Annotated in this window: 23 protein-coding genes; 10 read left to right on the top strand and 13 right to left on the bottom strand. The window is 66.4% G+C overall.

The window, feature by feature from the left end; genetic code table 11:
- Positions 1-2 precede the first annotated feature (2 nt).
- Together G6N36_RS19255 and ponA2 are read right to left on the bottom strand one after the other, a co-directional pair.
- Positions 3-959: a metallophosphoesterase gene (locus tag G6N36_RS19255; RefSeq protein WP_163688495.1), complete on the bottom strand. Its 957-nt coding sequence runs from the start codon at positions 957-959 to the stop codon at positions 3-5.
- 74 nt (positions 960-1,033) lie between these two features.
- Positions 1,034-3,508: a transglycosylase/D,D-transpeptidase PonA2 gene (gene ponA2, locus G6N36_RS19250; protein WP_163688494.1), complete on the bottom strand. Its 2,475-nt coding sequence runs from the start codon at positions 3,506-3,508 to the stop codon at positions 1,034-1,036.
- 298 nt (positions 3,509-3,806) lie between these two features.
- On the opposite strand from ponA2, the gene G6N36_RS19245 reads away from it, so the two are divergent.
- Positions 3,807-4,163 carry a WhiB family transcriptional regulator gene (locus tag G6N36_RS19245; protein ID WP_163688493.1) on the top strand — a complete coding sequence of 119 codons (357 nt, stop codon included), beginning with the start codon at positions 3,807-3,809 and terminating at the stop codon, positions 4,161-4,163.
- Here G6N36_RS19245 and G6N36_RS19240 read toward each other — a convergent pair.
- Both G6N36_RS19240 and G6N36_RS19235 read right to left on the bottom strand, forming a co-directional pair.
- On the bottom strand, positions 4,160-5,290 hold the full coding sequence (locus tag G6N36_RS19240) for an ArsA family ATPase (RefSeq protein WP_163688492.1): 1,131 nt from the start codon (positions 5,288-5,290) through the stop codon (positions 4,160-4,162). The two genes, G6N36_RS19245 and G6N36_RS19240, sit on opposite strands and share 4 nt — an antisense overlap.
- The gene (locus G6N36_RS19235; RefSeq protein WP_163688491.1) at positions 5,287-6,306 is read right to left on the bottom strand and encodes an ATPase BagA; all 1,020 of its coding nucleotides are present in this window, start codon (positions 6,304-6,306) and stop codon (positions 5,287-5,289) included. The genes G6N36_RS19240 and G6N36_RS19235 overlap by 4 nt, the downstream gene beginning before the upstream one ends.
- Positions 6,307-6,354: 48 nt before the next feature.
- On the opposite strand from G6N36_RS19235, the gene G6N36_RS19230 reads away from it, so the two are divergent.
- The 3 genes from G6N36_RS19230 to G6N36_RS19220 are packed head-to-tail and all read left to right on the top strand — an operon-like array spanning position 6,355 to position 7,749.
- Positions 6,355-6,516, top strand: coding sequence for a Sp36 family protein (locus G6N36_RS19230; protein ID WP_006243873.1), 162 nt, complete (start codon positions 6,355-6,357; stop codon positions 6,514-6,516).
- A complete protein-coding gene (locus tag G6N36_RS19225; RefSeq protein WP_163688490.1) occupies positions 6,513-6,968 on the top strand; it encodes a RidA family protein in 456 nt (151 codons plus the stop codon). The genes G6N36_RS19230 and G6N36_RS19225 overlap by 4 nt, the downstream gene beginning before the upstream one ends.
- Positions 6,969-6,972: 4 nt before the next feature.
- Positions 6,973-7,749, top strand: coding sequence for an MBL fold metallo-hydrolase (locus tag G6N36_RS19220; protein WP_163688489.1), 777 nt, complete (start codon positions 6,973-6,975; stop codon positions 7,747-7,749).
- A gap of 57 nt (positions 7,750-7,806) precedes the next feature.
- On the opposite strand, the gene crp is transcribed toward G6N36_RS19220, so the two are convergent.
- Complete coding sequence (gene crp, locus G6N36_RS19215) at positions 7,807-8,481, bottom strand: cAMP-activated global transcriptional regulator CRP (RefSeq protein WP_014210546.1); 675 nt, start codon at positions 8,479-8,481, stop codon at positions 7,807-7,809.
- A gap of 125 nt (positions 8,482-8,606) precedes the next feature.
- The gene (locus G6N36_RS19210) at positions 8,607-8,900 is read right to left on the bottom strand and encodes a hypothetical protein (protein ID WP_235690310.1); all 294 of its coding nucleotides are present in this window, start codon (positions 8,898-8,900) and stop codon (positions 8,607-8,609) included.
- 144 nt (positions 8,901-9,044) lie between these two features.
- Between G6N36_RS19210 and nth the strand changes: the two genes are divergently transcribed.
- Genes nth through marP form a run of 4 tightly spaced genes read left to right on the top strand, consistent with a single transcriptional unit; the run spans position 9,045 to position 12,427 of the window.
- On the top strand, positions 9,045-9,797 hold the full coding sequence (gene nth, locus G6N36_RS19205; RefSeq protein WP_083126262.1) for an endonuclease III: 753 nt from the start codon (positions 9,045-9,047) through the stop codon (positions 9,795-9,797).
- 19 nt (positions 9,798-9,816) lie between these two features.
- Complete coding sequence (locus G6N36_RS19200; protein WP_163688487.1) at positions 9,817-10,464, top strand: TlpA disulfide reductase family protein; 648 nt, start codon at positions 9,817-9,819, stop codon at positions 10,462-10,464.
- Positions 10,461-11,243, top strand: a complete 783-nt coding sequence (locus G6N36_RS19195) for an NUDIX hydrolase (RefSeq protein WP_163688486.1) — start codon at positions 10,461-10,463, stop codon at positions 11,241-11,243. Before G6N36_RS19200 ends, G6N36_RS19195 begins: the two co-directional genes overlap by 4 nt.
- The gene (gene marP, locus G6N36_RS19190) at positions 11,240-12,427 is read left to right on the top strand and encodes an acid resistance serine protease MarP (RefSeq protein WP_163688485.1); all 1,188 of its coding nucleotides are present in this window, start codon (positions 11,240-11,242) and stop codon (positions 12,425-12,427) included. Before G6N36_RS19195 ends, marP begins: the two co-directional genes overlap by 4 nt.
- On the opposite strand, the gene G6N36_RS19185 is transcribed toward marP, so the two are convergent.
- Both G6N36_RS19185 and G6N36_RS19180 read right to left on the bottom strand, forming a co-directional pair.
- A complete protein-coding gene (locus tag G6N36_RS19185; protein WP_163688484.1) occupies positions 12,428-13,378 on the bottom strand; it encodes an alpha/beta fold hydrolase in 951 nt (316 codons plus the stop codon). It abuts the gene before it with no gap.
- Complete coding sequence (locus G6N36_RS19180) at positions 13,378-13,905, bottom strand: phage holin family protein (RefSeq protein ID WP_163688483.1); 528 nt, start codon at positions 13,903-13,905, stop codon at positions 13,378-13,380. Before G6N36_RS19180 ends, G6N36_RS19185 begins: the two co-directional genes overlap by 1 nt.
- Positions 13,906-13,999: 94 nt before the next feature.
- Here G6N36_RS19180 and G6N36_RS19175 point away from each other — a divergent pair, with 94 nt between their 5' ends.
- Complete coding sequence (locus G6N36_RS19175; RefSeq protein ID WP_235690108.1) at positions 14,000-14,752, top strand: S1 family peptidase; 753 nt, start codon at positions 14,000-14,002, stop codon at positions 14,750-14,752.
- A 22-nt stretch (positions 14,753-14,774) separates the two neighbouring features.
- On the opposite strand, the gene adhP is transcribed toward G6N36_RS19175, so the two are convergent.
- From adhP to acs, 4 genes are all read right to left on the bottom strand, one after another.
- The gene (gene adhP, locus G6N36_RS19170; RefSeq protein WP_235690107.1) at positions 14,775-15,839 is read right to left on the bottom strand and encodes an alcohol dehydrogenase AdhP; all 1,065 of its coding nucleotides are present in this window, start codon (positions 15,837-15,839) and stop codon (positions 14,775-14,777) included.
- A gap of 48 nt (positions 15,840-15,887) precedes the next feature.
- The gene (gene adh, locus G6N36_RS19165; RefSeq protein ID WP_163688482.1) at positions 15,888-17,411 is read right to left on the bottom strand and encodes an aldehyde dehydrogenase; all 1,524 of its coding nucleotides are present in this window, start codon (positions 17,409-17,411) and stop codon (positions 15,888-15,890) included.
- Positions 17,412-17,526: 115 nt separating this feature from the next.
- The gene (locus G6N36_RS19160) at positions 17,527-18,837 is read right to left on the bottom strand and encodes a helix-turn-helix domain-containing protein (RefSeq protein WP_179964815.1); all 1,311 of its coding nucleotides are present in this window, start codon (positions 18,835-18,837) and stop codon (positions 17,527-17,529) included.
- Between the two features lie 19 nt (positions 18,838-18,856).
- Positions 18,857-20,845, bottom strand: a complete 1,989-nt coding sequence (acs, locus tag G6N36_RS19155; protein WP_163688481.1) for an acetate--CoA ligase — start codon at positions 20,843-20,845, stop codon at positions 18,857-18,859.
- A 126-nt stretch (positions 20,846-20,971) separates the two neighbouring features.
- On the opposite strand from acs, the gene G6N36_RS19150 reads away from it, so the two are divergent.
- Positions 20,972-21,754, top strand: coding sequence for a Fic family protein (locus G6N36_RS19150; RefSeq protein WP_163688480.1), 783 nt, complete (start codon positions 20,972-20,974; stop codon positions 21,752-21,754).
- A 380-nt stretch (positions 21,755-22,134) separates the two neighbouring features.
- Here G6N36_RS19150 and G6N36_RS19145 read toward each other — a convergent pair whose 3' ends face one another.
- Positions 22,135-22,944 (bottom strand): HAD-IB family hydrolase, encoded by an 810-nt coding sequence (locus G6N36_RS19145; RefSeq protein WP_163690760.1) that lies wholly within the window; start codon positions 22,942-22,944, stop codon positions 22,135-22,137.
- Between the last annotated feature and the right edge of the window lie 314 nt (positions 22,945-23,258).

The following is a 23,258-nucleotide window of genomic DNA, read 5'->3' as shown; positions in this document are numbered from 1 at the left end:
GCTCAGCGCACCGAGACGCTCGGGTGGGACTGGCCCTCTTGGATGCCGGTGAAGGACCCGCCGATCGGTGCGGCGACCAGCGTCAGCAGCGTGGCCTCGGGACGGCAGCAGAACCGCAGCGGCGCATACGGCGAGGTGCCGATGCCCGCGGACACGTGCAGCTGCGCGTGGGCGCCCCACTGGGAGGCACCCTTGGCCCGCGACCTGTCGAGATCGCAGTTGGTGACGATCGCGCCGTAGAACGGTAGGCACAGCTGTCCGCCGTGGGTGTGGCCGGCCATGATCAGCTGATAGCCGTCGGCGGCGAAACGGTCGAGCACCCGCGGTTCCGGCGAATGGGTCAGGCCCAGCCGCAGGTTCACCGCCGGGTTGGCGGGTCCGGCGATCGTCTCGTAGCGGTCACGCTTGAGGTGCGGATCGTCGACGCCCGCGGCCGCCACCAGCAGGCCGCTCACCTCGAACTCGCGCCGGGTGTGCGTCATGTCCAGCCAGCCGCGCTCGGTGAACGCCGCGCGAAGGTCCTGCCAGGGCAGCGGCTCGCCGTGTAGGCGACGCGTCGGATTGGTCAGGTAGTTCAGCGGGTTCTTCGGCTTCGGACCGAAGTAGTCGTTGCTGCCGAACACGAAAACCCCAGGCACGGCGAGCAGGTCGCCGAGTGCCTGCACGACGGCGGGCACGGCCTTCGGGTGGGCGAGGTTGTCGCCGGTGTTGACGACGAGGTCCGGCTTTAGCCGCGCCAACTCCCGCAACCAGTCTTGCTTGCGGCGCTGCTGCGGACGCATGTGGATGTCGCTGATGTGCAGCACCTTCAGCGGTGACGATCCGGGAGAGAGCACCGGCATAGTCACTTCACGCACGGCGAATGCATTGCGCTCGATGAGCGACGCATAGCCGATCCCCGCAGCCAGCGAACCGGCGGCGGCGACTGCGGAATTCTTCAAAATCGAAGACGCGGGCATGCAGCAGAGCTTACTGCCAGCCCGCCGTTCACTGCGATTTCACCGCGGTCAGCGTGGGCCAGACCACAAGGCCATCACGGCGGTGGTGGTGGCGGCGGGGCCCCCGGTGGTGGCGGCGGTGGTGGCGGACCCAGCACCGGCACCGTGATCGGCGGCAGTCCAGGAATTTGGACCACCGTCTGCCCGACTGGCGGTGGCAGACCCGGTATCGCTCCCGGCGGCGGGGGAGGCGGTGCGGGCGGGATGCCGTTGGAGATCTGGATCGTGATGATCGATCCGGGCACCGTCTGACCGGCCGGCGACGTACCCACCACAGCTCCGTACGATGCGGTGCTGTTCACCGGCGTCGACTCGTTGGCGACCTGGAATCCCGCGTCGCGCAGCCGCTGCCGCGCGGTGCTCTCGCTCATCCCGGAGACACTGGGCACCCGCGAGCCCGGCGCGCCATCGACGTAGCGGGGGTCGGTCGGGGGCAGCGTGACGGGACCGAAGTTGTTGGCGATCGGCATCATTGCGGTGAACCACGTCCGCGCGGGCTCATTGCCGCCGAACAGGTTGCCGTCGCCGCCACACTGGCGCAGCGGGTAGGAGCACAACGCGCCCGGCGCCGGCGAGTCGTCGTAGATGTAGTTGGCGGCCGCGTACTGGTTCGTGAAACCGAGGAAGCCCGCCGAGCGGCTGGCCTCGGTCGTGCCGGTCTTGCCCGACATCGGAAGATTCCAGCCGACCGAGCCGGCGGCACCGGCGGCGGTGCCCGCGCCCGTGTCGTCCTTGCTCATCGCATTGGCGAGAGTGTTGGCCAGGCCCTCGGGGACGACCTGTTCACATGTCTCGGTCGTCACCGACACCTGCTTGCCGTCGCGGTCGATCACCTCGGCGATCGGATTGGGCGGGCACCACATGCCACCGGACGCCAGCGTGGCCGCGACGTTCGACAACTCCAAGGCGTTGACCTCGATGGGGCCCAGCGTGAACGAGCCGAGATTCTGCCGTTTGACGAAGTCGGCCAGGCTTTCGTTGCTCTCCGGGTCGTAATCACGGGCGGTACCGGGCAACGCGTAGGACCGCAGACCGAGCTTGACCGCCATGTCGACGGTGCGCTGCACACCCACCTGCGAGATCAGCTTGGCGAAGGCCGTGTTCGGCGACGTGGCCAGCGCATCGGTGACGCTCATGGTGCCGCGGTAGTTGCCGCCGTTCTGCACACACCACGTCGCGGGTGGGCAGCCCCGAGCACCGCCGCTGCCCAAACCCTTGGCCTGGAACCGAGCCGGCGCGTCGAGCTGAGCGTTGATGCCCATACCCATGTCCATCGCGGCGGCGGTGGTGAAGATCTTGAAGACCGACCCTGCGCCGTCGCCTACCAGCGAGAAGGGCTGGGGCTGCATGGTCTCCCCGGCCTCGAGGTTCAGGCCGTAGGTGCGGTTGCTCGCCATCGCGAGCACCGGATGGGATTCCTTGCCCGGCTTGATCACGCTCATGACGCTGGCGACACCGTCGAGGTCGGGGCTGGCGATCTCGTTGATCGCCGTCTTCACCGGGATCTGCACATCGGGATCGAGGGTGGTCTTGATCAGGTAGCCACCCCTGGCGACCTGATCCTTGCTTATGCCCGCGCGCGCGAGATATTCGAGGACGTAATCGCAGAAGAACGCGCGATCGCCCGCGGCGATACACCCGCGCGGCAACTCCTTGGGCACCGGCAGGACGCCCAGCGGCTTCTCCTTCGCCGCCCGCAGCGCCGCGGCTTCCTCGGGGATGTTCTCGATCATGGTGTCCAGCACCACGTTGCGACGGGCCAGGGCACCCTCGGGATTCGTGTACGGATTGAGGGTGCTGGTCGACTGCACCATGCCGGCCAGCAGTGCGGCCTGTTCCCAGTTCAGCTCGGAGGCGTTGACGCCGAAGTACGTCTGCGCGGCGTCCTGCACGCCGAACGCGCCGTTGCCGAACGAGACGAGATTCAGATAGCGGGTCAGGATCTCGGGCTTGGTGAAGGTCTTGTCCAGCGTCAGGGCCATCCGGATCTCACGCAGCTTGCGGGCCGGAGTGGTCTCGATGGCCGCCCGCTTTTCTGCGTCGGTCTGCGCGATGACCAACAACTGATAGTTCTTCACATACTGCTGCTCGATCGTGGAGCCGCCGCGGGTGTCGAGGTTTCCGGACAGATAACCGGAAAGACCGGTGAGCGTGCCCTGCACGTCCACGCCGTTGTGCTCGGCGAACCGCTTGTCCTCGATGGACACGATCGCCAGTTTCATGGTGTTGGCGATCTGGTCGCTTTGCACCTCGAACCGACGCTGGCTGTAGAGCCATGCGATGACGTTGCCCTTGGCGTCGACCATCGTCGACACCTGCGGCACCTCACCCTCCACCAGTTGCGCCGAACCGTTGGCCACTACGTCCGAGGCCCGGTTCGAGACCAGTCCGAACCCTCCGACCACGGGGAACATCAGCGCCGCGAGGACGACGCTGGCCAACACACAGCACCACGCGAGCTTGATCACCGTGACCGCGGTCGGCGGCTGGGACGGTGGGGTCTCGGGCATGGGTACAGAGTAGCTAGCGGATTCCGCAGGCAAAATTCGCAGATTCCCCCGGGGTTACGCCGCCCTTTGTTAGCTCTCCGACCTGCGCGCGCGTCAATTTTCGTCAAGGACTGCACGGTTGTCCCAAAAAAGTGGCCTTCTACGTATTGCGCAGAAGCGTCCTGACCACTTAAGTTGTGCTGACAGTGCGATGCAGGTCACACTAGACCGTCGCAATGTGACGTGGAACGCACCAAAGCGCTCTGCACCAGGAGAGTAAGCCGTCGTCGGGGGGCGGCCGGAACGAAGGGGAACGCTGGTGTCCGGTACGAGGCCCGCAGTGCGGAGGACAAGCATGACAATTACTGCCCCCAGTGTCGTCCAAGGCGCCGAGGCTGAGGCACGCATCGCCTGGGTTTCACAGGCACGCTGCCGTCAGGCCGACCCCGATGAGCTTTTCGTCCGCGGAGCCGCGCAGCGTAAAGCAGCCGTGATCTGCAGGCATTGCCCGGTGATCCTGGAATGTGGCGCCGATGCGCTCGACAACCGGGTGGAGTTCGGTGTGTGGGGAGGCATGACCGAACGCCAGCGCCGTGCCCTGCTCAAGCAGCACCCCGAGGTGGTTTCCTGGGCCGAGTTCTTCGCTGCCCAGCGCAAGCACCGCAGCGCTGTCTAAGCCGCGGAAGTCTCGCCGGTGATCTGATCGGCGATCGCCCGCAACGCCTCCAGGTCGGAGACGTCGAACGGCAACGACGGCACACCCACTATCGCCACATGTGGATTGGCGCCCGTGAAGCGCGACAGCAGCCTGATCTCCCGCTTGGACCGTCCCGCACGGTCGGAGTGGATCCGCAGGGCCGCCGCGGTCACCGAGTCGGGGTCGACGGCTGCGATGGCATCCGCGGCCTCGTCGGCCTTGTCGGCATGCAACGACGACAACATCGGGTGGGTGCGGTTGAGGATGAGTCCCGACAGCGGCATGTGCTCCTGTGAGAGCCGGTCGATGAAGAACGACGCCTCACGCAGCGCGTCGGGTTCGGCGGCGGAGACCACGACGAACTGGGTGCCGCGGCGCTTCAACAACTCGTAGGTGCGGTCGGCCTTCTCCCGGAACCCGCCGAACGTGGCGTCCAGCGACTGAACGAAAGCCGCTGCATCGCCGAGCATCTGAGAGCCGAGCACGGTCGAGAGTGCTCGCATTGCCAGCCCCATCGCGCCCGTCACCAACTTGCCGATACCGCGGCCCGGCCCCAGCAGCAGCTTCCACAGCCGACTATCCATGAAGCCGCCCAACCGTTTTGGCGCATCAAGGAAGTCGAGCGCGTTACGCGATGGGGGAGTGTCGACGACGACGAGGTCCCAGCGGTCCTCGGAGAGCAGCTGGCCCAACTTCTCCATCGCCATGTATTCCTGCGTGCCCGCCAGCGACGTCGCGACGGTTTGATAAAACTGGTTGTCCAGAATCTCTTGTGCGCGTTCTTTTCCGGAGTACTGGATCACCATTTCGTCGAACGTGCGGCGCATGTCGAGCATCATCGCGTAAAGCTCTCCCGACACCTCGGGGGCCAACGGCACCCGCTGCGGCGTATTGCCCAGATCCTTGATTCCCAGCGCCTGCGCCAGCCGCTTGGCCGGGTCGATGGTCAGCACCACGACCGTGCGCCCGTATTCAGCGGCACGCAACGCCATCGCGGCAGCGGTGGTGGTCTTGCCGACACCGCCTGCACCGCAACACACCACGACGCGGTTGGACGTGTCGGCCAGGATCGAGGCCATGTCGAGTGCGGGCGGTGTCGTACTCATCTGACCCCCTGGTGAGCGAGCGCTTCGGCGAGTTCGTAGAGGCTACCGAGATCTACGCCATCGGCGATCTGCGGCAACTCCAGACGGGCCACGTCGAGCGCGTCGAGTTGCTCGGCACTCTCGGCACGCGCCTGGATCCGGGTGGCGTGCTGGATGGTCTCCGTCAACAGTCCCGCGAAGTCGTTGTCGGACAACGTGATTCCCGCGTCGCTGAGTCCTGCGCGTATGGCGTCGGCGTCGATCACACCCTCGGCGGCCTTGGCCAGGTCATCCGGAGACAGGTAGGAGGGGATGTTGCGGTTGACGATGACACTGCCGATCGGCAGGCCCAACTCCTTGAGCTCGTCGATGGCCTCCAGCGTCTCCTGTATCGGTAACGCTTCGAGCAGCGTCACGAGATGGATCGCGGTGAGGTCGGAGTGCAGCACCTTCACGACGCTCTCGGCCTGCGAGTGCACGGGGCCGCCCTTGGCCAGTTGCGAGACGGCCTTGGTGACGTCGAGGAAGCGGGAGATACGGCCCGTCGGCGGCGAGTCGACGACGACGGCGTCGTACACCGGCTGTTTTCCCTTCTCGGCACGGGTGACGATCTCGCGGATCTTGCCGGTGAGCAGCACGTCACGCAGGCCCGGTGCGATGGTCGTGGCGAACTCGACCGCCCCGATCCGCCGCATCGCGCGGCCGGCGATGCCCAGGTTGTAGAACATCTCGAGGTACTCGAGGAACGCCGCCTCGGTGTCGATTGCCAGCGCGTTGACGGTGCCGCCACCGTCCGCCGTGGCGATCTTGACCTCCTCGTAGGGCAGCGGCGGCACGTCGAACAGCTGCGCAATGCCTTGTCGCCCTTCGACTTCCACCAGCAGCACCTTGCGCCCGCCCGCGGCGAGCGCCAGCGCTAGTGCGGCGGCGACGGTCGACTTACCGGTTCCGCCCTTACCGGTGACGAAGTGCAGCCGCGCCTTGGTCAGGCGCGACGGCCATCCGACCCCGCTTCGATCTTCAGAGGTGGTGCCCACCCGTGCATGCTAACCAAGTGCACTTGGCTGCCCGATAAGCTCAGCAACATGAGCGAACCGACCCGCTGGGAGTACGCCACCGTTCCGCTGCTCACGCACGCGACCAAACAGATCCTCGATCAGTGGGGAGAAGACGGCTGGGAGCTGGTGTCGGTGCTCCAAGGACCGACCGGTGAGCAGCACGTCGCCTATCTCAAGCGACCAAAATGAGCCCGTCGGCCAAGCTCGCCGAGCTGGGCATAACGCTGCCCGACGTGGTGCCGCCGCTGGCTGCATATGTGCCCGCGGCGCGGACGGGGAACCTGGTCTACACCGCCGGTCAGCTGCCCATGGAGGCGGGAAGCCTGCTCCAGGCCGGCAAGGTGGGCGCCCAGGTCACACCGGAGGACGGCAAGGCGCTGGCGCGGGTGTGCGCACTCAATGCGATGGCCGCGGTGCACTCGCTGGTCGGCATCGATTCGGTGACCCGCGTGGTCAAGGTGGTGGGCTTCGTCGCCTCCGCGCCCGGCTTCAACGGCCAGCCCGCCGTCATCAATGGGGCGTCGCAGCTGTTCGGTGAGGTTTTCGGCGACGCCGGGGCACATGCCCGGTCGGCCGTCGGCGTCTCGGAGCTGCCGCTGGACGCCCCGGTCGAGGTCGAAGTGATCTTCGAGGTCGCGTGAGCGCGTGACCCTCGAGCACCCCGCGTACAAGAAACTCCGGCCGGTGACGGAAACCGCGTCGGTGCTGCTGTGCGACAACCCCGGCCTGTTGACCCTCGAGGGCACCAACACGTGGGTGCTGCAGGGGCCGGGCAGCGACGAGATGGTCATCGTCGACCCCGGGCCCGAGGACGACGAGCACATCGACCTGATCGTGGGCCTGGGCAAGATCCCATTGGTGCTCATCAGCCACAAGCACGAGGACCACACCGGGGCTATCGACAAGATCGTCGACCGTACCGGCGCAGTGGTGCGCTCCGTCGGCAGCGGCTTCCTGCGGGGCCTCGGTGGACCGTTGACCGACGGTGAGGTCATCGACGCGGCCGGCCTGCGCATCACGGTGGTGGCCACGCCGGGGCACACCGCGGATTCAGTGTCATTTCTGCTCGACGACGCGGTACTGACCGCCGATACCGTGCTGGGCCGCGGCACGACCGTCATCGACAAGGAAGACGGCAGCCTGCGGGACTACCTGGAATCGCTTCGGCGGCTGCGTGGCATCGGCCACCGGACGGTCCTGCCGGGCCACGGCCCTGAGCTCGCCGACCTGGAAGCGGTCAGCGATACGTACCTGGCGCATCGCGAGGAGCGACTCGACCAGGTGCGGGTGGCGCTTCGCGAGCTCGGCGACGACGCCACCGCGCGACAGATCGTCGAGCATGTGTACACCGACGTCGACGAAAAACTGTGGGACGCAGCGGAATGGAGCGTCCAAGCCCAGGTCGACTATCTGCGTTCCTAGGCGATTTCGGTGTAGCTGGTCGCGCTGACCGCGACCGACTACACCGAAATCGCAGAGCTAGCGGGCCCTGCGAGCCAGGCGCTCGCTGTCGGAGATCAGAACGCTCTTACCTTCCAGACGAATCCAGCCGCGATGAGCGAAGTCGGCGAGCGCTTTGTTGACGGTCTCGCGCGATGCGCCGACGAGCTGAGCGATCTCTTCCTGCGTCAGGTCGTGGGTGACGCGCAGCGCGCCGCCCTCCTGGGTGCCGAAGCGCTGGGCCAGCTGCAGCAGCTGCTTGGCCACGCGGCCGGGCACGTCGGTGAAGATCAGGTCGGCGAGGTTGTTATTGGTGCGGCGCAGCCGGCGGGCCAGCACGCGCAACAGCTGCTCGGCGATCTCCGGGCGGTCGGCGATCCACGCGCGCAGGGCGTCGCGGTCCATCGAGACGGCGCGCACGTCGGTGATCGTCGTGGCGCTGGACGTCCGCGGACCGGGGTCGAAGATCGACAGCTCGCCGAACATGTCCGACGGGCCCATGATCGTGAGCAGATTCTCACGGCCATCGGGCGAGCGGCGACCGATCTTCACCTTGCCGGAAACGATGATGTACAGCCGGTCGCCGGGTTCCCCCTCTGCGAACACGGTGTGCCCACGTGGGAAGTCGACGGGCTGCAGTTGTTTGGTCAGCGCTGAAACGGCGCTGGGTTCGACTCCCTGGAAGATTCCGGCCCTCGCCAGGATCTCGTCCACGTTGCCCCTCTTAAGCTGTTGGCTGATATGACATGCGCGAGCCGACCTCAAATTGGTTAGCGAGATCAGTCTAGAGGTGGGCCCCGCCGACGTTGTCGGCATTGCGCCTCCAGCGTGAGCCCACGCTACACACGATTGGGTTGCCGAGTCCGCTGAAATTCAGGATTCATCCCGCTGTGGACATACACCCGCGTCGGCAAACCACCGTCGTCCGCGGCCGGTATTCGGTCATTTTGTTTCGAGGCTTCCCCGTGCAATCGCCGATGCTGGCGGTCGATGGCGCGGCTCATGCCGTCTCGCGCAAGTGTGTTGACGTCGTCAGCCTCGGCTTGTTCGAGAAACGCTGCCACGTCGCTGGACGACACCGTGTCGCGGGACAGGCTCGTCTCGAGCCGTTCCAGCGCGAAAGTTGCCATCATCAGCAGCCCCGGAATTAGGGCCACGAGCAACCAAGACACAACGCAGAAGTAAACACGCCCAAGGTCTCAGCGGGATTACGAATTGTCACCGGTCCGCGCAGTGTTCGGGCACGGCCTGTCGGTCCCGATCAGTAGGCTGTTTCCGTGACTGTGCCCAAGCGCGCCCGCAAAAGAGACGGTGAGACCCGCCTTGGTCTCGTCCGTCGGGCGCGGCGAATGAATCGTGAGCTGGCACAGGCATTTCCACATGTGTATTGCGAATTGGACTTCACCAATCCGCTCGAGTTGGCCGTCGCCACAATTCTGTCGGCACAAAGCACCGACAAGGGCGTCAACCTCGCGACCCCCGCGCTGTTCAAGAAGTACCGGACCGCGCTCGACTATGCGCAGGCCGACCGCACCGAGCTAGAGGAACTGATCCGGCGCACCGGCTTCTACCGCAACAAAGCCAACTCGTTGATGCGGTTGGGCCAAGAACTCGTCGAGCGGTTCGACGGACAGGTGCCCGCGACTCTCGAAGAGCTCGTCACGCTGCCCGGTATCGGTCGCAAGACCGCCAACGTCATCCTCGGAAACGCCTTCGGCATTCCGGGCATCACCGTCGACACCCATTTCGGCAGGCTCGTCCGGCGCTGGGGGTGGACCACGGAAGAGGATCCGGTGAAGGTCGAGCATGCGGTCGGTGAGCTCATCGAGCGCAGTGAGTGGACCGACCTGAGCCACCGCGTGATCTTCCACGGCCGCCGCGTCTGCCACGCCCGCAAGCCCGCCTGCGGCGTATGTGTCCTCGCCAAGGACTGCCCGTCCTTCGGCGCAGGCCCCACCGACCCGCTGATCGCCGCGCCTCTGGTCAAGGGCCCCGAAACCGAGCACCTGCTGGCACTGGCCGGTCTCTAGCCGCCGCCCCGACGCACCGATGACCACCTCGACCCGCTGGACCGTGGCCGTGATGGCCGTGGTGGTCGCCCTCGGTGCCGCGCTGTGGACCCAGCTCGGCGGCGACGAATCCCAGCCGGGCTCGACGGGTCTGGGCACCTCCCGCGACCGGCGCGACGCCGACACCGCGGAGGCGCTGGCCGAACCCCGCGCCAGCGCCGACCTGATGCCATGTCCGACGACGGGTGTCGGGGAAGGTCCGCAGGCGTTGCGCGGCATCATCCTGGAATGCGCCGGTGACGGGTCCAGCGTCGATGTCGCGAAGGCGGTGGCGGGCCGCACGGTCGTGCTCAACCTGTGGGCCTACTGGTGCGCGCCGTGCGCCCAGGAACTGCCCGCAATGGCCGAGTACCAGCGCCGGGTCGGTTCGGAGGTGACGGTGCTGACGGTGCATCAGGACGAGAACGAGACAGCTGCCCTGCTGCGACTGGCTGAGCTGGGCGTACACCTGCCGACGCTGCAGGACGGGCGTAGGCGCATCGCGGCCGCGCTGAAGGTTCCGAACGTCATGCCCGCGACGGTTGTGCTGCGTGCGAACGGTAGCGTTGCCGCAATCCTGCCGCGGTCCTTCGCCGACGCCGACGAGATCGCGGCCGCCATCGACCCAGAGTTAGGAGAGCCGGGGTGAGTTGGGCCAGCGAAGGGAGCCGACTCGTTCCCGATGCGGCCCCATCGTGGCTAAAACCGCTGGTCGACAACGCCAAAGACATCAAGCACGCCTACCGCAGGCGGGTGCCTCCCGAGGTGCTGGCGATGGTCACCGCCGCGAACACGAAGGCAGCGGTCACTGGGGCCCGACGTGACGCCGCGGTGCTGGTGCTGTTCTCCGGCCCGACCGATTCACCGTCCGGTGGCCTTCCCGACGACGCCGATCTGCTGGTGACCGTGCGTGCGTCCACCCTGCGTCACCACGCCGGACAAGCCGCCTTCCCGGGTGGGGCCGCCGATCCAGGCGACACCGGACCGGTGTTCACCGCGCTGCGCGAGGCCACCGAGGAAACCGGCATCGACCAGACCCGGTTGCAGCCGCTGGCCACCCTCGAGCGGATGTTCATCCCGCCGTCGGGCTTTCACGTGGTGCCGGTGCTCGCCTACTCGCCCGATCCAGGGCCGGTGGCGGTGATCGACGAGTCCGAAACGGCGGTCGTGGCGCGGGTCCCGGTCCGGGCGTTCGTCAATCCCGAGAACCGAATCATGGTCTACCGCAAGGAGAACACGCGCCGCACCGCCGGCCCGGCGTTCCTGCTGAACGAGATGCTGGTGTGGGGATTCACCGGGCAGGTGGTCTCGGCGATGCTCGACGTCGCAGGCTGGGCGCGGTCGTGGAACACCGACGACATCCGCGAACTAGAGGACGCAATGGCGCAAGTCGGATGGGACGACGACTACGGTAAGGCGCAACCATGACATCGTCGCAATGGCTCGACCTCGCCGTCCTCGCGGTGGCGTTCATCGCCGCCGTCTCGGGATGGCGCTCCGGCGCGCTCGGATCGCTGCTGTCCTTCGTGGGCGTGGTGCTCGGCGCGGTGGCCGGTGTCCTGCTGGCCCCGCACGTCGTCGCCAACCTCGAAGGTCCGCGCACCAAGCTCTTCGTCACGCTCTTCCTGATCCTCGCGCTGGTGGTCGTCGGTGAGATCGCGGGCGTGGTGCTCGGCCGGGCCGTGCGGGGCGCCATTCGCAACCCCGGGGTGCGGACGCTGGACTCCACCATCGGGGTGGCGCTGCAAATCGTCGCCGTGCTTGTCGCCGCGTGGATGCTCACCTACCCGCTGCAAACCTCCGACCAGCCGAACCTGGCCGCCGCCGTACGCGGATCGGTGGTGCTCAAGGAAGTGGATGACGTTGCGCCGAGCTGGCTGAGGTCCGTGCCGACGCGGCTGTCGGCGCTGCTGGACACCTCCGGCCTACCCGACGTATTGCAGCCGTTCGGGCGCACCCCGATCGTCGCCGTCGACGCTCCTGACGCCGCGCTTGCGGGCGACCCCGCCGTTACGGCGACGCGGCCCAGCGTGGTCAAGATCCGCGGTGTCGCGCCCGGATGTCAGAAGGTGCTCGAGGGCACCGGATTCGTCGTGGCGCCGAATCGGGTGATGTCCAACGCGCACGTCGTCGCCGGTGCGGAAAGTGCCACCGTCGAGGTCGACGGCCGGACATACGACGCGTATGTCGTCTCCTACGATCCGCAGGCCGACATCTCGATCCTCGACGTTCCCGACCTGACCGCCACACCGCTGGAATTCACCCAGGGCGAGGCCGCCACTGGGACGGACGCCGTTGTGATGGGTTATCCGGGTGGTGGCGACTTCGTCGCGACGCCTGCCCGTATCCGCGAGACCATCGAGCTCAACGGTCCCGACATCTACCGCAACACCACCGTCACGCGTCAGGTGTACACCGTCAGAGGCAGTGTGCGACAAGGTAATTCAGGTGGACCAATGATCGACCGCACCGGTAAGGTACTCGGTGTGGTCTTCGGTGCGGCAGTAGACGACGCCGACACCGGCTTCGTGCTGACAGCCGAGGAGGTCGGGCGCCAGTTCGACAAGATCAACAACACCCAGCGCGTCGCCACGGGATCCTGTGTCACCTAGTCAGGCGCCGTACACCTGCGCCACGTAGCGCGACAGCTGGTCGTTGACCGCTTCTGGCGCTTCCTCGTGTGCGAAATGCCCTGCGCCGGCGATCGATACGTAGCGGCCATGCGGTGCGTAGTGCTGGGTTCGATACACCGGGTCGGCGAGGACGTACGGGTCGGCGTCGCCGCGCAGGTGCAGCACCGGCACATGGATGGGCCGCCGCATCGAGCGCATGAACCGCCGCCCTTCACCGCGGAACTGGCTACGCACCGCCCAGCGCTGGTATTCCAACGCCGAATGCGCGGCCGAGGGAATCTGGATCGCACACCGCATGTAGGAGATCGTCTCGGAAAAGTCTTCGGAGGCAAGCCATTTCCCGCCTGCGCGGCTGCGGACCAGCCGCTCGAGTTCCTCGCCGTTGTGGCGTGTCAAGGAGTGCTCGGGCCATGCCGGAATCTGGTAGCGCAGCATCCACGGCAGCAGCGCCCGCCCCTGGTCTCGTCGTGTCAGCGCCGAAGCGCGCAGTGCGACCGGATGTGGCGAGCTGACAACCGCGATCGACCGGACCATGCGCGGATGCAGCACCGCGGTCGCCCAGCAGACCAGGCCGCCGTCTGCATGGCCGACCAGCGTCGCGGCCTTGTGGCCGAGCGCGCGGACCAGCCCGGCGGTGTCGCCGGCCAGCGTCCAACCGTCGTAACCGCGTGGTGGTTTGTCACTGCCGCCGTAGCCGCGCAGGTCGACGGCCACCACCCGCGCACCCGTCAACCCGCGGAGTTGGTGACGCCATGACCACCAGAATGATCCGAACCCATGCAGCAGGATGACCAGCGGGCGCTCCGTGACCGGTATGGACGATGAGTCCCGGGATTGCGCCTCGACCACATGGAAACGAATTCCATTCGCGTGCACCTGGAGATGGTTCCAGGGACCGTCGATCCGAACGACCGACGGATCGGGTGGCATTACCAGCCTGACGGGTCAGAGGTCGACGCCGGCTTGCCGGACTTTCCGTCGCCGTTCGACTCGATCGCCACGGCGCCGGCCCGATCGTGGCCCGGTGTCAGCGCCTCGGGCAGTTCCTTGACCGATTCGATCGTCTTCTGCGGTCCCCTGATGCGACGGACCTTGAGATAGCCGAGGAGCGCGAAGATCGCGGTGACCAGGACCATCACCCCGAACACGATCAGGAATGCCGCCCATCGCCACAGCCAGGTGTCGAGCAGCTCGGCGGCGAAGAAGAAGAAAAAGAAGGTGGAGTAGAACAGCACCACGAGCGCGAGGATGAAGAAGACGCTGCCCGTGAGGCCCTTCTTGACGTCGCGGGTGATCTCGGCCTTGGCGAGTTCCACCTCGGCGCGTACCAGCGTGGACACCTGCGCGGTGGCGTCTTTGACGAGGTCGCCGATCGACGGGTCGGGCTTGGGAGCATGCGGGTCGACCAGTGGTATCGAGGTCACGGTGGTCGGCACGCCATTCCTGCGATCGCTCACGACAATTCCTCCCGCATTCATGTCGGTCTGCGGTTCATGTTGCCATGCGGCGCGCGGCCAAACGATTCCGGCCGACGTTAGACTTGAGCGACGAATGGGATCGCAGGTCGGGCGAGTCGAGGAGGTTCTTCAGTTGAGGAGCAGCGGCCGCTGCCTGCGGATCCCAGTGGTTGTCGCCACCCTGATCGCGTCGTTCGTGCCGACCGCCGCGATCGCGCATGCCCAGGATCCCGTCACGCTGGGCGGTGGCTCGGGGCTGGTGGTCAACGGCGAGACGTTCTGCACGCTCACTGCGATCGGCAACGACAACCGGGGCAGCCTGATCGGATTCACTTCCGCGCACTGCGGTGGTCCCGGCGCGCAGGTCGCCGCGGAGGGCCACGAGGATGCCGGCGTGCTCGGCACGATGGTGGCGGGCAACGACCTTCTCGACTACGCGGTCATCGAGTTCGACCCGCAGAAGGTGCGTCCGGTCAACAACATCGACGGTTTCCAGATCGACGGCCTCGGCCCCGACCCCGTCGTCGGCGACATCGCCTGCAAGCTCGGCCGCACCACCGGGTACTCGTGCGGCGTCACCTGGGGGCCGGGCGACGAGCCGGGCACCTTCATCAACCAGGTGTGCGGTCAGCCGGGCGACTCCGGCGCACCAGTGACCGTCAACAACCGGCTGGTCGGCATGATCCACGGCGCGTTCTCCGAAGAGCTTCCGACGTGCATCATCAAATACATCCCACTACACACGCCCGCAGTGAACATGTCGTTCAATACCCAGTTGGCCGACATCGTCGCCAAGAACCGGCCCGGCTCCGGCTTCGTTCCCGTCGGTGCAGCACCGGCCGCCTGAGTCCTGGCCTTGCCGGGATCGCCTACCGGTAGTCGATGACGACGCGACCATCGATCTGGCCGCGCTCCATCCGCTCGAACACCTCATTGACGTCGTCGAGGGCCGCGCTCGTGACGGTGGGGTGGATGAGCCCGCGGGTGTAGAAGTCGAGCGCCTCGGCCATGTCCTGGCGGGTGCCGACGATCGAGCCGCGAATGGTGAGCCCCTTGAGGACGATGTCGAATATGGGTGCCGGAAAGTCGCCTGGCGGAAGACCGTTGAAGACGATGGTGCCGCCTCGTCGCGTCAGGCCGATCGCCTGCCCGAACGCCTGCGGATGCACCGCGGTGACGAGCACGCCATGCACTCCACCGGTCGCCTTCTGCACTTCGGCAATCGCCTCCTGGGTCTTGGCGTTCACAGTGACCTCGGCACCGAGTTGTTCGGCAAGTGCCAGCTTCGCGTCGTCGATGTCCACGGCCACCACGCGAAGCCCCATGGCTCGCGCATATTGCACCGCGATATGACCCAGACCGCCGATGCCCGAGATCGCGACCCACTGACCGGGTCGGGTGTCGGTGACCTTGAGCCCCTTGTACACGGTCACACCGGCACACAGGATCGGAGCAACCTCCAGCGGATCGGCGCCCTCTGGGATGCGCGCCGCATAGGCGGCGTTCACCACCATGTAGGTGCCGAAGCTGCCGTCCACTGAATAGCCGCCGTTACGTTGGCTCTCGCACAGCGTCTCCCAGCCGGTGCGGCAGAATTCGCAGCTGCCGCACGCCGACCACAGCCACGCGTTGCCGACCTTGTCGCCGACGGCGAGATCCTGCACTCCCTCGCCGAGTGCCACCACGGTGCCGTATCCCTCGTGCCCGGGCACGAAAGGCGGAGCCGGCTTGACCGGCCAGTCACCGTGCGCCGCATGCAAATCGGTGTGGCAAATGCCCGAGGTCTCCAGCTTGACGAGGGCTTCGCCGTATCCGGGCACAGGTAGTTCCACATCGGTGATGTCCAGTGGCGCACCGAATTCTGTGACCACCGCGGCGCGCATCGTGGCGACGGAGGGGTCGCCGGTGACGTTGTTGTCGAGTGTCTGTGTCATGTTCGTACTCCTTGTTGGTTGGCGGGATGGTCGTTGTTTCGTTGGGAATCAGAAGAATCCTTGGGCTTTGTTGGAGTAGGACACCAGCAGGTTCTTGGTCTGCTGGTAGTGGTCGAGCATCATCTTGTGGTTCTCGCGGCCGATGCCCGACTGCTTGTAGCCGCCGAAGGCCGCATGCGCGGGGTACTGGTGGTAGCAGTTGGTCCATACTCGGCCGGCCTTGATGTCGCGTCCGGCCCGGTACGCGGTGTTCCCGTCCCGGCTCCACACGCCCGCGCCGAGTCCGTACAGGGTGTCGTTGGCGATGCCGATCGCGTCGTCGTAGTCCTTGAACGACGTGACCGCGACGACGGGTCCGAAGATCTCTTCCTGGAAGATGCGCATCTTGTTGTTGCCCTCGAAGATCGTCGGCTGCACGTAGTAGCCGCCGTTGAGATCGCCGCCGAGGTCAGCACGCTCGCCACCCGTAAGGACATGCGCGCCTTCGCTTTTGCCGATCTCGATGTAGGACAGGATCTTTTCCAGCTGATCGTTGGATGCCTGTGCCCCGATCATCGTCTCGGTGTCCAGCGGATCACCCTGCCGGACCGCCTTGGTGCGAATGGCCGCCATCGCGAGGAAGTCGTCGTAGATGTCGGCCTGGATCAGGCTGCGCGACGGGCAGGTGCACACCTCGCCCTGGTTGAGGGCGAACATCGTGAAACCCTCCAGCGCCTTGTCCTGATAGTCGTCGTTGGCGGCCATCACATCGCTGAAGAAGATGTTGGGGCTTTTGCCGCCCAGCTCCAACGTCACCGGAATCAGGTTCTGCGATGCGTACTGCATGATCAGCCGGCCGGTGGTGGTCTCGCCGGTGAACGCGATCTTCGCGATGCGATTCGACGACGCGAGCGGCTTGCCCGCCTCGACGCCGAAGCCGTTGACCACGTTCAAGACGCCGGCGGGCAGCAGGTCACCGATCAGGCTCATCAGGTAGAGGATCGACGCGGGGGTCTGCTCGGCAGGCTTGAGTACCACCGCGTTTCCCGCCGCCAGCGCGGGAGCCAGCTTCCACACCGCCATCAGGATCGGAAAGTTCCAGGGAATGATCTGGCCGACGACGCCGAGCGGTTCATGGAAGTGATACGCCACGGTGTCTACGTCGATCTCCGACAGCGAGCCTTCTTGTGCGCGGATGGCGCCCGCGTAGTACCGGAAGTGATCGACCGCCAACGGCAGGTCGGCGTTCAGCGTCTCGCGCACCGGCTTGCCGTTGTCCCACGATTCGGCGACTGCGATTGATTCGAGGTTCTCCTCGATGCGGTCGGCGATCCGGTTGAGAATGATGGCGCGTTCAGTCGCCGAGGTCTTGCCCCAACCGGGTGCCGCACCGTGCGCGGCGTCGAGCGCCTTCTCGATGTCGGATTCGTCCGAGCGCGGGATCTCGCAGAACACTTCTCCCGTCACGGGGGAACGGTTCTCGAAATATCGGCCGGCGACGGGCGGCACCCACTGCCCGCCGATGAAGTTGTCGTACCGCGACTCGAATGACATCACGGCGTCCGTGCTTCCCGGTCGTGAATAGACGGTCATGGATTTCCTTCCCTGTCCGGTGTCGCCGACACCAGCTGTGGCGCACGTCACTGAAGGTAGGAAAGAAAGGGTTGCAGCACGGTTGCACGCTTTCGCAGCGGTTGGGCGGCGGCGACTAACCCAATTCGAGGTCAAGGCCGGCCAGGTGCCCGCTGGCCCGTGCACGCGCCGCTGGTCCCGTTCCAGCGACATCGTGAAGCATCTGCCATCCGTCTCGGTCATCGCGGCCTTCCGGCGTCTCCAGCCAGCGGCGCAGCAGGGCGGGTCGTCCAGCGGTCAGCACCGCGCCGCGAACACTCATGGAAAGTTCGGTGCGTACGCGCGCGATCGCCGGTGACACCGATTGCGGCAGAAGCGGACCCGCATAGCAGCGGAGCGCTTCCTCGACATCGTCGGCGGCCAGTGCGTCGAACACCTCGCTGACGTCGCTGCTGACCAACCCGGTCAATCGGTAGGGACGCGAATCCAGGTGGTGTGGACCGATTACACGGCGCAGTCGCGACATCTCCGCGCGCACGGTGACGACGTCGAGATCCTTCTCGTCGAGCAGCAATGCGAGGTGGTCGGCGGAAAGCCCCTCGGGGTGGCGGGTCAGCAGAACGAGGATGTCGGCGTGACGGCCGGTCAACGACAGCGATTGGACTCGGCCGTCGTTGTCGGGCGCGATCCAGCGGGGACGATCACCGCCCAGCACGGCCAGTCGCGGCTGTGCCGTTGCCGGCGTCGTCTTCGAGGCCGTCAGATGCATCAGCGCCAACTGGCCTTCGACCGCCGCCACCGTTGCGCGAACCAGACCGAGTGCCTGAGGCGAGGCGACCTGGCCGTCGCCGGTCAGGTCGACGGCGCCGATGAGGGCCCCGGTTACCGGGTCATGGACGGGGACCGCGGTGCAAGTCCAGGGTTGGACGATTCGAGAGAAGTGCTCGGATTCGCGGATCTGGATTTCGCGGTCGAGCGCCAGCGCGGTCCCTGGAGCGTTGGTCCCCGCACCGCGTTCACTCCAGTCGGCACCGGGAACGAAGTTCATCGATTCGGCCCGGCGGCATGCTGCGGCGTCACCCTCGACCCACAGCAGAGTGCCGTTAGCCGCCGAGACCGCTACAACCACTCCGGAATCGGCAGCGTCGTTGACGAGCAACCGACGGATTATCGGCAACGTCGCTGCCAACGGGTGGCAGGCACGCATCTCGGCGAGGGTGGTCTCGTTGCGGCACAACGCCTCCGCCGCTGGTGAACCGCTCAGGTCAGGGTCCACACCGGTGGCGATGCTGCGCTGCCAGCTCTCGACCACCACGCGGCGAATGGCCGCGGCGGCCAGGTAGGACGCGTCGACTTGACCTGCGACGAACAACTCATGCGCCCGGCGCAGTGCGGCAGGGAGCGACGGGGCGATCGTCCTGTCGACTGCGGATCCGGTTGTGTCCATCGCCCTCCTCGTGCACTGCCTAGGTCTCGGCCTTACTGGCCCGGATCGCCTCGAACACGTTGGGATCCACCAGAGTCGAGGTGTCGCCGAGCTCACGTCCTTCGGCGACATCGCGCAGCAGTCGGCGCATGATCTTGCCGCTGCGGGTCTTCGGCAGCTCGGGTACGACGTGGATCTCCCGAGGCCTCGCAATCTTGCCGATGTCTTTGGCGACATGCTCACGAAGTTCGTGGACCATGTCGTCGTCGTCGCGGTGCTTGGCATGCGACTCGAGGATGACGAACGCGCAGATGCCCTGACCGGTGGTCTCGTCGTTGGCACCGACCACGGCCGCCTCGGCCACCCCCGAGTGGCCGACCAGTGCCGACTCCACCTCGGTGGTCGAAATCCGGTGTCCCGAAACGTTCATCACGTCATCGATGCGGCCCAGCAGCCAGATCGAACCGTCGGAGTCGACCCGCGCGCCGTCGCCCGCGAAGTACCAGCCCTGCTTGCCGTAGCGGGACCAGTAGGTCTCCTTGTACCTGTCCGGGTCGCCCCAGATGCCGCGCAGCATCGCCGGCCACGGCTTGTCCAGGACGAGGTAACCCGTGACGTGCTCGGCCTCGTCGGCCCCGGGCACCAACTCCCGGCCCTCCTCGTCGACGATGAGCGCCGAGATGCCGGGCAGCGGCTTCATCGCCGAGCCGGGTTTGGTTTCGGTGATGCCGGGCAACGGCGAGATCATGATCGCGCCGGTCTCGGTCTGCCACCAGGTGTCGACGATCGGAGTCTTGTTGCCGCCGAACGCATCCCGATACCACCGCCACGCCTCCGGGTTGATCGGCTCACCCACCGATCCCAGCAACCGAAGACTCGACAGGTCGTGGGCATCCGGGAATTCGCGACCCCACTTCATGAACATGCGGACCAGCGTGGGCGCCGTGTAATAGATGGTGACGCCGTACTTCTCGATGATCTCGAAGTGGCGGTGTTCGTTCGGTGAGTTCGGTGTGCCCTCGTAGACCACCTGCGTTGCGCCGTTCGACAAGGGCCCGTAGACGATGTAGCTGTGGCCGGTGACCCAGCCGATGTCCGCGGTGCACCAGTACACATCCGTCTCGGGCTTGATGTCGAAGACGTAGTGGTGTGTGTACGAGGTCTGGGTCAGATAGCCGCCCGTCGTGTGCATGATGCCCTTGGGCTTGCCGGTGGTTCCCGAGGTGTAAAGCAGGAACAGCGGGTGTTCGGAGTCGAACGCCTCGGGGGTGTGCTCCGGTGATGCCGGCTCGACGGTGTCGTGCCACCAGACGTCGCGGCCCTCGCTCCACGGCGTGTCGATTCCGGTGCGGCGCACCACAAGTACGTGCTCGACTGGGCCATTCTCCGCGCCGCCCGCCGCTTCCAACGCCTCGTCGACGGACTCCTTCAGCGACACCGCCTGACCGCGTCGGAACTGCCCGTCGCTGGTGATGACGAGCTTGGCTTCGGCGTCCTCGATGCGGGCCGCGAGCGCGGTCGACGAGAAGCCCGCGAAGACGACGGAGTGCATGACGCCAAGGCGCGCGCACGCCAGCATGGAGACGATGGCCTCCGGAATCATCGGCATGTAGATGGCGACCCGGTCGCCTGAGACGAGGCCCAGCTCGGTGAGCGCATTGGCGGCCTTGCACACCTCGGACTGCAACTGCGCGTAGGTGATCGTGCGGGTGTCATCGGCCGGTTCGCCCTGCCAGTGGATCGCCACGCGGTCGCCGTTGCCCGCCTCGACGTGGCGGTCCACGCAGTTGTAGGCGACATTGAGCTTGCCGCCGACGAACCACTTCGCGAACGGCGCCTCCGACCAGTCCAGTACCTCGGTGAACGGGGTCACCCACGCCAGTCGCTCGGCCTGTTTGGCCCAGAACGCGAGACGGTCGGCGTCGGCTTCGCGGTACATCTCCTCGGACGCGTTGGCTTGCGCGGCGAATTCGTCGGAGGGGGCATAGGAGGACGGAACGTCGGTGTGCTTCGTCGAGGTGCCTGTCATATGTGTGAGCGTAGTCACCCACGCCGATGATCAGGACTGCAAGTCACAGCTCGCTCCGCGGGCGGCACGTGGCGAGCGCCGAACGTCGCGACAGACGGGCCCAGCGGTCGGCTAGCGTGTGCTGCCGTGAGCACCGCCGACCCATTGGCCCCCCTGGCAGAGCTGCCAGGGGTGGCGCAAGCGTGTGCCGAAGCCAGCGACGCACTGGGGCGGGCGCACCGGCACCGCGCCAACCTTCGCGGGTGGCCGACGAACGCCGCCGAGGCGGGGCTGCGGGCGGCGCGGGCGTCGTCGGTTCTGGACGGCGGCGCGCTGCAGTTGTCGGAGGAGGGCCCAGACCCGATACTCGCCGGCGCCCTGCGCGTATCCGAATCGCTGGAGGGCGGAGCGACCTCCTTGGTCGGGGTGTGGCAGCGCGCCCCGATGCAGGCCATCGCGAAACTGCATGCACTGGCGGCCGCCGATATCGCCGACGACGACCACCTGGGCCGCCCGCGTGCGGACACCGACGTCGGCCGTCGTCTGGAGCTGCTGGCCGCCATCGTGACCGGCGGGACCAAAGTGCCCGCGCCGGTGCTCGCCGCCGTCGTGCACGGTGAACTGCTGACGCTGGCCCCCTTCGGTAGCGCAGACGGAGTGGTGGCGCGGGCAGTTTCCCGGTTGGTGACGATCTCCAGCGGGCTGGACCCGCATGGCCTGGGCGTGCCCGAGGTGTATTGGATGCGCCAGTCCGGCGACTATCGCGCTGCCGCGCGTGGGTTCGCGTCCGGCACCCCTGACGGTCTCACCGCCTGGGTGCTGATGAGTTGTCGGGCGCTGCACGCCGGTGCGCGCGAGGCGTTGTCGATCGCGCAGGGCAGCGCGGGCGAGGGCCCTCAGCAAAGTAAAGCGGGCGGCGTTCCGAACTGATTCGGCTCGCCGCCCGCTAGCACGGACTCCGGTTACCATGCGTGCTCTTTTGGGTTGCGTGGGTGGCCTCGGCGTCTTGTCGGTGCGCTCCGGCTGCAACCCCACCCAAGGGGCCGTCGTGGCCGTCCGCTATCGCAATTACGCAGGCCCGCAACACTTTTGCCTATTCCGCGGCATGTGCTCCGCGTGGGTGCCGGGATCCGTGCTGGGGAGCCTGGTTCGGGAGATCCGAGCCTTCTCTTCCGGCTCGGCCTTGGCCTCACCAAGCTTCCGTGATTCCTTTGTACTCCGTGACCGCGGTCACATCAAGGGGCAAATGGCCGCGTCTCCAGATCGTTACGCGGTGCTGCGCGGAAACGCAGGGCAACCGTGCGGCCCGATCAGAAGGCGAAACGGCGCAACAACGAGTACGTCAGCGCGCCGGCGGCCAGTGCGCTGACGCCGACCGCGGCGGTGGTTGCCATGGCCGCTCCCGACGGTGCTGGGATGCGGTCCCGCAACGACACCGGCTTGGAGAACGTCAGCACCGGCCAGCCACGCGCCGATGCTTCTTTGCGCAATGTGCGATCCGGGTTTACCACGGTGGGGTGGCCGACCGTCTCGAGCATCGGCACATCGGTGACCGAGTCGGAGTAGGCGTAGCAATGTTCGAGCGCGTATCCCTCGCGGGCCGCGAGCTCGCGGATCGCCTCCACCTTGCCTTCGCCAAAGCAGTAGAAGGCAATGTCGCCGGTGTACTTCCCGTCCTCGACGACCATGCGGGTCGCCATAGCATGGGTGGCCCCGAGCGCGCGGGCGATCGGAGCAACAATCTCCTCGCCAGAGGCGGAAACGACCACCACATCCCGACCGCACAGTTTGTGGTCGGCAATGAGTTCGGCGGCCTCGGCGAACACCAGAGGGTTGACGATCTCGTGCAGTGTCTCCCCGACGATCGACTTCACCTGCTCGACATCCCACCCGGTGCACATGTTCGTCAGATAGGAGCGCATCCGGTCCATCTGATCGTGGTCGGCGCCCGACATCAGGAAGAGGAACTGGGCGTACGCGGACTTCAAAACTGTCCGCCGATTGATTAGCCCCTGATCGAAGAAAGGTTTGCTGAACGCTAGCGTGCTCGACTTAGCGATGACCGTCTTGTCAAGATCGAAGAAGGCTGCGGTGCGGACCGGTTCGGTAGCCTGGTGCATCGTTTGCGCCTCATTTGGCCCTTCTAAGATGGGGCGGGATGCGGCCACATCACCAGCATAGGGCGGTGCGCCGGACCGGACGAAAGAGAGTCTGTGAAATGACAGTCCCCGACAGGTGTCGGTGACTGCATTTTTCCTGCTACACCCATGCTTTCTTAACAGGCGCGACACTTGCGCCCATCCATGTTGCCGTGTGTATAGTGAGTGTTACTCGGCTTATGCCGGGTGTGCATCAGCCCGACCCCCCGGGGCTGATACACGACGACCTCCGCCTCCTCCCCCCCTGGCGGGGGTCGTCCCTTTTTCCGGGGTGC

Source organism: Mycolicibacterium gadium (assembly GCF_010728925.1).
In the GTDB taxonomy this organism is placed as follows: domain Bacteria; phylum Actinomycetota; class Actinomycetes; order Mycobacteriales; family Mycobacteriaceae; genus Mycobacterium; species Mycobacterium gadium.
This window is presented reverse-complemented; position numbering and strand designations above follow the sequence as displayed.